Source organism: Pseudoalteromonas sp. S3785, from assembly GCF_005887365.1.
GTDB lineage: Bacteria > Pseudomonadota > Gammaproteobacteria > Enterobacterales > Alteromonadaceae > Pseudoalteromonas.
In genome coordinates, this window is record NZ_PNCT01000036.1 from 1 (window position 1) to 8,730 (window position 8,730).

7 protein-coding genes are annotated in these 8,730 nt (G+C 40.0%); 5 read left to right on the top strand and 2 right to left on the bottom strand.

Features of this window, described 5'->3' with window-relative positions:
* The first annotated feature begins 229 nt into the window (after window positions 1–229).
* Together pdxH and CWC17_RS10175 are read left to right on the top strand one after the other, a co-directional pair.
* Complete coding sequence (gene pdxH, locus CWC17_RS10170) at window positions 230–868, top strand: pyridoxamine 5'-phosphate oxidase (protein ID WP_055015147.1); 639 nt, start codon at window positions 230–232, stop codon at window positions 866–868.
* 12 nt (window positions 869–880) lie between these two features.
* On the top strand, window positions 881–1,648 hold the full coding sequence (locus CWC17_RS10175; RefSeq protein ID WP_138542022.1) for a TatD family hydrolase: 768 nt from the start codon (window positions 881–883) through the stop codon (window positions 1,646–1,648).
* Here the strand turns inward: CWC17_RS10175 and CWC17_RS10180 are convergent.
* The gene (locus tag CWC17_RS10180) at window positions 1,615–2,235 is read right to left on the bottom strand and encodes an AhpA/YtjB family protein (RefSeq protein WP_055015149.1); all 621 of its coding nucleotides are present in this window, start codon (window positions 2,233–2,235) and stop codon (window positions 1,615–1,617) included. The two genes, CWC17_RS10175 and CWC17_RS10180, sit on opposite strands and share 34 nt — an antisense overlap.
* Before the next feature lie 151 nt (window positions 2,236–2,386).
* Between CWC17_RS10180 and serB the strand changes: the two genes are divergently transcribed.
* The gene (serB, locus tag CWC17_RS10185; protein ID WP_138612769.1) at window positions 2,387–3,403 is read left to right on the top strand and encodes a phosphoserine phosphatase SerB; all 1,017 of its coding nucleotides are present in this window, start codon (window positions 2,387–2,389) and stop codon (window positions 3,401–3,403) included.
* A 21-nt stretch (window positions 3,404–3,424) separates the two neighbouring features.
* Here serB and CWC17_RS10190 read toward each other — a convergent pair whose 3' ends face one another.
* Window positions 3,425–5,902, bottom strand: a complete 2,478-nt coding sequence (locus CWC17_RS10190) for a PilZ domain-containing protein (protein ID WP_138612770.1) — start codon at window positions 5,900–5,902, stop codon at window positions 3,425–3,427.
* 357 nt (window positions 5,903–6,259) lie between these two features.
* Between CWC17_RS10190 and radA the strand changes: the two genes are divergently transcribed.
* A complete protein-coding gene (gene radA, locus CWC17_RS10195; protein ID WP_138612771.1) occupies window positions 6,260–7,645 on the top strand; it encodes a DNA repair protein RadA in 1,386 nt (461 codons plus the stop codon).
* 74 nt (window positions 7,646–7,719) lie between these two features.
* Window positions 7,720–8,652, top strand: coding sequence for an aq_1923 C-terminal domain (locus CWC17_RS10200; RefSeq protein ID WP_138612772.1), 933 nt, complete (start codon window positions 7,720–7,722; stop codon window positions 8,650–8,652).
* The last annotated feature ends 78 nt before the right edge of the window (window positions 8,653–8,730 follow it).

Sequence of the window (8,730 nt, forward strand, 5' to 3'; positions counted from 1 at the left end):
TAACTTGACGAACTTTTGTAAGTTAATCAATTTTGTAGCTGATAGCTGATAGCTGATAGCTGATAGCTGATAGCTGATAGCTGATAGCACCGTAGGTTGGGTTGAGTGAAACGAAACCCAACACTAAACTAACATTAAACAAAACATTTTTATTTTTTGCTCTTATAACGATTAACAGCCTGACCTAACTTACCCACATACGCTTTAATAAACAGAGAAGGATTTGTTTATGAAACTCGAAGATATCCGCCGTGAATACCTGCAAGACGCGCTAAGCGAAGATAACTTGCAAGATGATCCATTCAAACAATTTGAAACGTGGCTTGAGCATGCTGTGGGCAGTAATATTCCAGACCCAACGGCGATGGTTGTAGCAACGGTTGATGAAACCGGGCAACCTTCACAGCGTATTGTGCTGTTAAAGCATTTAGATGATAACGGGTTTGTATTTTTTACTAATACCGGCTCTCGTAAAGCACAAGAGCTAAAAGGTAATAATAAAATATCGCTGCATTTTCCATGGCACCATATGGAGCGCCAAGTGATTGTATACGGCGAGGCAAAACCATTACCAACATCAGCGGTGGCAAAATATTTTTTATCGCGCCCTAAAGAAAGTCAATTAGCCGCATGGGCATCAGCGCAAAGCCGTCCGGTGTCCTCGCGAAAAGCGCTAATGGAAACTTTTGCCAATATGAAGAGTAAATTTGCTAACGGCGAAATTCCACTGCCAGATTTTTGGGGCGGATATTGCGTAGTGCCTTCTAAAATTGAGTTTTGGCAAGGTGGCGCGCATCGATTGCACGACCGTTTTATATATCAGCGTCAAGCCGATAATAGCTGGCAAATAACACGTTTAAACCCTTAATCGGTTTACGCTGTGAAGTTTATAGACTCGCATTGCCATCTTGATTTTAGCGAATTTGATGCAAATCGCGAATCACTCATAAAAGAGTGTATTGCTAAAGGTGTTGAGCGCTTTGTTGTGCCAGGTATAAGCTTGGTGCAATCAAAGCAGCTAATCGAATTTAAAGCTAAATACCCACAAGTACATATTGCCGCAGGGCTTCACCCTTATTTTTTAGATGATCATAAAGATGCTCACTTAGTGCAGCTATTCGACTTTGCAAAGGTGAACAATAAACAACTGGTAGCAATAGGTGAGTGTGGACTTGATAGAAGTATTGAAGACCTTGAAAAGCAAACAAGATTGTTTGAGCAGCAAATAACGATTGCTAACGAACTGAACCTACCGCTTATTGTGCACCACAGGCAAAGCCATGACTTAATTGCGCAATCGTTTAAACGTTGTAAGCCAAAATGTGGTGGGGTGATACATGCGTTTTCGGGATCACTTCAGCAAGCCCAGTATTATATCAAACAGGGCTTTAAATTAGGGGTAGGTGGGGTTATTACCTATGAACGGGCTGCTAAAACCCGTAATGTTATTGCTCAAATTGAGCCACAACATTTAGTGCTCGAAACCGACTCGCCTTCAATGCCACTTAGCGGTCATCAAGGTGAAATTAATACGCCATTACACATTCCAAATGTGTTCAATGTATTATGTAGTTTAAAGCAGAGTAGCGATAAAGAGACGCTTGCGAAGCAGCTTTATGACTCTTGCTCTGAGGTTTTTTGCATATAGCGGTTTACCTGCCAACGTTTTAGTCCACGCCCTAACTGCCACGTAAAAATACACGCAATAACTAGCATTAACAAAACTTGCCTGCCTAAATCATGAAAATGATTGTGACTGTCTGATATCGCAGCACGTGTTAAATAGGTAATAGAGACAAAGCCAAGAGGCTTATCTATGTCGCTTACAACAGGCTCGACAAACGGGGTTTTTAGTTTACTTATTCCAGGGGTCGACTCTGGTAATTGGCCAAATACATGATGTGACTGCCAATGATCGCTGCTTGCTATAAGCACGCCTTGCTGATCGTATATTGTGGCTGAAAGTACAAACTCGTCTTTACTTATATCGTTGCATAGCGCAGTAAGCTGTGGCTTATTTTTAGCAAGTAATGGCTCTTTAGCATTCAGTGCCATAAATCGGGCTAAGCTTTTGGCAGTGTTATCGGCACTATTATAAAGCAGTTGGTGGCTTTCAAAGCTGCTGTTAACACCTACAAAACTCAGTAATACAAAACAGCCCGCAGCCAATAATAAACGAATAATTCGCTTTCTTTGTGATGCAGATAAAGGGCTTTTTATATGGTTATTTTTCATAGTCACCGTATATGCTACTGACAGCATTTTGATTTGATGTTACAACTACAGTAACTATAACCTTAAATCTACCTCAATGGCGAATTTAGCGTTATGAATCCTCTAAAAGATACGCAAAATTAAAAAAACAAATAACCAACACGGAGACCCCATGTCGCAAACGAACATGGCACAGCCAGCTGCTGAGCAAGCATTACACACTTTAACGCTAAACACATGGTTTAATTATAATGATGGGCAGTTTACTACTGCTCAAACACAACCAGATAAAACCGTTGGGTTATTTAGTATTGCGTTTGCCGGCGATTTTGAACTAAAGCACGTAACTAGCATTATCGAATTTTTAAAAAAGCACGAACTCAATGTAACGGCTGTATGTCACTATCAACCCGACTTAGGGTTAGCCCCGGCTTTGTGTTTTTATAGCCCAGAGGCAGAGCAAAAAATTAATCCGCTTGTGCTAGGGGAGTTTGCAAATTCGCTTGATTGTCAGATAGTGCAAGTTGCCACACCGCCAAACTTATATGAACCAGGCTTATTGGTTATGGATATGGACTCCACCGCCATCACCATAGAATGCATTGATGAAATTGCGCGTTTAGCAGATGTATATGACGATGTGGCTTCTGTGACCGCGCTTGCAATGGCTGGAAAGTTAGATTTTAGCGAAAGTTTAAATCAACGTGTAGCAAAGCTAGCTGGCATAGAGCAAAGCTTAATAGATGAGTTAAAAAATACTTTACCATTAATGCCAGGTATTAAAGCCTTATGCCAAATATTAAAGCAGCATAATTGGTATCTTGCTATCGCATCAGGCGGGTTTGTACCCTTTGCAGAGCGTGTGCAACAGCTTATTAATTTAGATGAAGTACATGCTAATGTGCTTGAGTTTGCAAACGACAAGCTCACAGGTAAGGTCTCTGGTACTATAGTTGATGCGCAGCAAAAAGCGGTTGTTTTAGAAACACTGCAACAAAAGTTGGGCTTAGCAAATACGCAAACGGTAGCCATTGGCGATGGTGCAAACGATTTGTTAATGATGGAAAAAGCAGGGTTAGGCGTTGCCGTACATGGTAAACCAAAAGTGGTGGAGCAAGCTCAAGCAGCTATATGTAAGGGGTCGTTATTACAGTTACTGTACATGCTGGCAATTCCTTTAAATAAATAACCACAGCATAAGTTAAACCGCTTAGCGCAAGCGGTTTAACCACAACAGTTTTCTTCGGCCCATTTGGGCTACTTGCTTTTGATCTAAATGTAAATGGCTAAGGGCTTCGTCGGTTATATCTACAATATCACCCACGCCAGATACTGCCCATAGCGCTTCTTCTATATCCTTTGCTTTGTGCATTGCATATTGGCTTACATACTTTAGCTCATTTGATAGATAGTCTGTATCTGGGCGCCCAGTACGCGATAAATATAAGCGCATTACAAATACCAGTTCAGATTTAACGCCTGCACTAATTTGCTCGCTAAAGCTTGAATAGTTTTCACCTAGTACGCATTGGCTTGTGACAGCCTTTTCAATAGTCTCCTGCTTAGGGTCAAAATTAATCACAAGAGTAAACGGTAAAGGCGGGTCTTGTCGGCTACGGTCTTTGATGCTTGGGGTGATCACATCAATAATTTGTTGTTGCGTTAAAATATGGCTCAGATCAGTTTTGTTATTTAATAAGCCAAAATTTTGTAAAATAACGTGGATAGGGCTGGCATATAAACCAAAACCTATGGCACCTGGAATAAAGTGGCTTGCTTCTTTATGTAAATAAAGCGGGAATTGGCACACACTTTTGGTCACCATATTTCTCAGTGCAGTAGAAAGGCCTTCTATTTTTGGGGCTTCTTCAGATACTTTTAGTTTATCTTTATTACTTTCAATTAATTGGGTAAAAAAGTTAACACCTGCATGTGGTAAGTCAGCCACTCTGTTCGCTTTTAAATTAATGGTTGTTAATGACTTACTAATTGCCATTACTTCGTATTTAAGCTCACTTAAGTTATGTTTTTTAGTTATTTTTTGTAAATCGGGGAAAGATAGTAAAACAATATCACCCTTTTTAAAGCTAACCGGTACGGATGACTCTAATTGCAAACCCATCACCGAAAAATCTCGAGAATGAGCCTGATATTGCTTACCCTCAAACGTAAGTAATGCGGGGGTTTTATATAAGTAGCGTTTATGAGAGCGCAAATTTACATACTCTAACGCAACAATATCTAAATAAGGTGGTTTGTTATGCTTAGCATGGCCAAAATGCTTAAGTTGGTTCACTATCGCCTTATCAAACGGTAATTTTTTATAATTTGCTTGTTCTTCGCTATTGCCAATGGCAGTTAAAACCGCAATGTATTTCACATCTTTTATAAGGCCTGTCACACGTGGCGACGGCGGTTTATTTAGCTTTTCTATGTTTTTACCCGCCGAGTTTGGTAGCGATAACGGAATAAACGAATCATCAGGGTGGCTTGGCATAACTTGTAGCTTAAAACATTGCCAACTATCTTTTTGACTGCCGAATCCTAAAAATAGATTTTTTAATTTAGGGTTGTTATTAAGCTCTGTACGCGTGGCTGAGTAGTAATAGATTTTTCCCGCAGAGACATGTGTAAACGTATATAGATACTCTTCTTTTACGGCGGTTACTTGGCTAAGCATTTGACTAATGCGTTGGTTATTCAAAACGCTATATAAGCAGGGCACTTTTCTTTCATCAGTAAAATAGCGCTGAATAAAAATGTTATTTTCAGTTGTCAGGCTCAAACTTGGGACTATATGGTCGCCTTTTTTACTTAAAAATACGTATAAAGAGGTAACACGGGGGATATAATATTGCTCATAACCTTTAGAAACTACTGCATCAAGGGTGTTATCTAAATTCACTTTATAGCGGCGTTTATTGCCGTTTATAAAGCTATCTAAAAACTCATCAAACTTTTCATTTTTTTCTATATAAGTGCGCTTTAAACGAATGTGGTTATATTCACGAGATATGTTTTCAACTGCCACGACTTCATATTGAATGCCGTTTTTAAGGCCTAACTCAAAATCTTGTTCAAGCCCAACCAGGCGCATGGCAATGAGTTGCCCTTTTTTAATAACTTGCCGAGTAGAAAGTTTAATTTTACAGCCACTTAAAGAAATGTCTGACGTGCTAGCGGCAATATTTTTATGATCATTGTACTCAATTTTAACTTTAATTGAGTAGTTCATCCGCTCTTCAGAGCGACTTTCGTATGAGGCAAATTTTATTACGCTGGTAGTTAGGGTATCGTTTTCGGCTTGCGCATCACTTTGCTCTTGCGCTTGCTTTTGCAGTACGCGATGGTTGTTTTCGGTATTCATTACTGCTTCGTATACTGCTAACGTATAGCCGCCGTGTTGCTTAAGGGCTGCTTCAAAAACCTCTATGGCAGTATCATCCATAAAATGTTGTTTGCCATTATGCTCATATGGGCGCACTTGCCCGGTAACTAAGCCCCGTAGGTCTACAAAGCGGGCTACTGGCTGAGATAGGCGCGACATTTCCATTTTCATCAAAAATTGCTCAGGCTTTGTTAAACCGGCCGTTTTAGATTTGAAAATTTGGTCGAACTTCGCGTTACCTAAATAGGTTTTTAACTCATTTACGAGACTTTCGTGTTTGAGCAGTATGTCTTCAGCCATTTATAAATCGTCACCGTCTAATTGAAAAGTAGGTATACTGTAAAGTCCATTTATTTGAAAATTCAATAAACGTAACATCGCACCACAGTGTTGATATAGGTACGGTTTTTCGTATAAGTACAGTTTAACTCTTGTTATTATGTGTTAAATGCCAAATTGTTGGCAAGTTACTTCAAAGCATATAAAAGCAATAAGTATGCCCTAAATTAGGGCAAAATAAAAAGTAGTATGTGTTTGTATTTAAAGTAGAAACAAACTACGTGTAACGAATGTTACACTGTAAGCACATTGCTTCAATGGTAATATCTATTCTTAATAGTAAACGCTCAAATTAAACAATAGTAGGTAAGGTTATAAATGGCTAAAGCGGCAAAAGTAGAATTTGTTTGTACAGAATGTGGTATGAACTATCAACGTTGGCAAGGTCAGTGTCGCTGTGGTGCATGGAACACGTTGGCAGAATTTAAACCCTCAGCAGGACAAAGTAAAAAAGCGGCTGCGCGAGCAACGGTAGGTGGCTATGCAGGTGGTATTGGCGGCGGCTCTAAAAAAATTGACGATGTAGCCACCACAGAAGCCGAAAAGCAACTAACCGAAATAGGTGAACTTGACCGTGTACTAAGCGGCGGGGTAACCACAGGCTCGGTTAATATTATTTCGGGCGACCCTGGGGCGGGTAAAACAACGCTATTATCTGACTTAGTAGCCAGAATGTCGCAGCGTATGCCATCGCTTTATTGTACAGCTGAGGAGTCGCTGTCGCAGTTTAAAAACCGTGTAAACAGACTAAAGCTTAATTACAACGCCGAGGAACTCTATTTACTTTCCGAAACCAGCGTAGAAACCATTATTGAAGAGCTTGATAAAAATAAAATTAAGTTTGCTGTTATCGACTCTATTCAAGCGGTTGTAACCGATACAGCGAATGGTAGCCCCGGTTCGCCTTCGCAAGTAAAAAGTGCTGCGCAAGCGCTTACCCAGTATTGTAAGCAAAACGATGTCACCATGTTTATTATTGCCCATGTAAATAAAAACAACGAAATTGCAGGGCCGCAAACATTAGTGCATATAGTGGATGCTTTATTGCATATTGACACGAATGATGGACAGGTACGTACGCTTAGAGCTAATAAAAACCGCTTTGGCGACATTGATACCGTAGGCATTTTTAAAATGTGCGAGCGCGGCATGCTGAGCGTTGATAACCCAAGCGAGATTTTTTTATCGGGATCAAGTACTGAATCACCAGGCTCTACTATTACGTGTATCCGAAAAGGTAACCGGAACTTATTGCTCGAAATACAATGTTTAACCACCGAAACCGAAGCTGAATTCCCACAGCGAGTATGTGTAGGTTTAAACATGAACCGAATAAAAATGCTTACTGGTATTTTACGTAAACACACCAAAACCAAAATATTCCACGATACGTTTTTTAATATTGTGGGCGGCTTACGAATTGATGAAACCGAAACCTGTATTGATTTAGCGTTAGTGACTGCGCTTTTAAGTAGCTTAAACGAATTTGTAGTACCGCGTACAACCTGCATTATGGGTGAACTTAGCTTAAACGGCGACGTACGCCCAATCGACAGTGGTGTGCCGCGAGTTAAAGAAGCGGCGCAGCATGGTTTTACCGAAATATTCATTCCATTTCGTAATTACCATAAATCGATGGAAGGCTTAGGCGCTAAAATTACGCCTGTAAAAACAGTGCATGAGCTGCTTAGTTTGATTAATTAACGCTTACAGGGATTGCCATGCAATGTTACTCTTGAGCTAATATAACTTACACAAGAACAGAATAAGGAAATAACATGAAAAAACTCGTAATAGCCATAGCCATTGTTGCAGCAGGTGTTGGTGGCATTAGCTACGCAAACTATGTAGCAACCCAAGAAGTACGTACCGAAGTAGACAAGCAGCTAGCTTTAGTAAGCGATCAAACTGGTGCAACGTTTAAATATGCGGGTTTATCGGCAAGTGTTATTTCTAAAAGTGTTGAAATTACTAACATGGAAGTAATAAGCCCTGAAGGTGAAAACGTAGCGCATATTCAAAGTATTGAAGTAACCGGTTACGAAACCGATAAAATATCGCCACATACATCGTTTACAGTAAAAAGCTTCCAGTTCGATAAAGACTTTGTAGCAAAACTACCTGCTGATACAAACGAAATGCTTGCTTCAGCAAGTTACGACTTAAGCTCATCGCTTGATTACGATGAGCAATCTGGCGACAGCGACGTAGTTTTAAAGCTCGATGCAAAAGATATTGTTAGTTTTAATATGGATGTAGGCCTTGCCAATGCTAAAGCATTAATGGACGCATCCCTTGCTATAAGCAAAGCGCAGCAAGAAGCAGGGGACACGCCACTTACTTACGAGCAAGAGTTACAACAGCAAACCTTAGTGATGCAAGCTATGAGCAAGCTTGAGCCACGTAATATTAATTTGGTACTTAACAACCAAGGCAAATTAAAAGAGCTACTTGTGAGCGAGCTTGAAAAACAAAGTATGACGCTTGAGCAAATGCAAATGACGCTACAGCAACAATTGCAACAAGCTCCTGTAACTGAAGAAATAGCACAGGCGCTGACTGATTTTGCCAAAGGTTTAAACTCATTAAGCATATCGGCAAAATTGCCTGAAGGTAAAACCATGATGGAAATTAACCAGCAAATAATGATGTTAGCTGGCCAGCCAGAAGAGCTAGTTAAATTTGTTAACTTAGAAGTAAAAGGCGAGTAGCTGCCTAATTGATACAAAAAAGCCGTATTTGATTAACTAAGTACGGCTTTTTTATTTTTGCTGATAGCTGATAGCTGA

Bases quoted from the DNA above. Each gene is read 5' to 3' on its own strand.
- pdxH (WP_055015147.1), top strand. From the start codon at position 230: ATGAAACTCGAAGATATCCGCCGTGAATACCTGCAAGACGCGCTAAGC.
- CWC17_RS10180 (WP_055015149.1), bottom strand. From the start codon at position 2,235: ATGAAAAATAACCATATAAAAAGCCCTTTATCTGCATCACAAAGAAAG.
- serB (WP_138612769.1), top strand. From the start codon at position 2,387: ATGTCGCAAACGAACATGGCACAGCCAGCTGCTGAGCAAGCATTACAC.
- CWC17_RS10190 (WP_138612770.1), bottom strand. From the start codon at position 5,902: ATGGCTGAAGACATACTGCTCAAACACGAAAGTCTCGTAAATGAGTTA.
- radA (WP_138612771.1), top strand. From the start codon at position 6,260: ATGGCTAAAGCGGCAAAAGTAGAATTTGTTTGTACAGAATGTGGTATG.
- CWC17_RS10200 (WP_138612772.1), top strand. From the start codon at position 7,720: ATGAAAAAACTCGTAATAGCCATAGCCATTGTTGCAGCAGGTGTTGGT.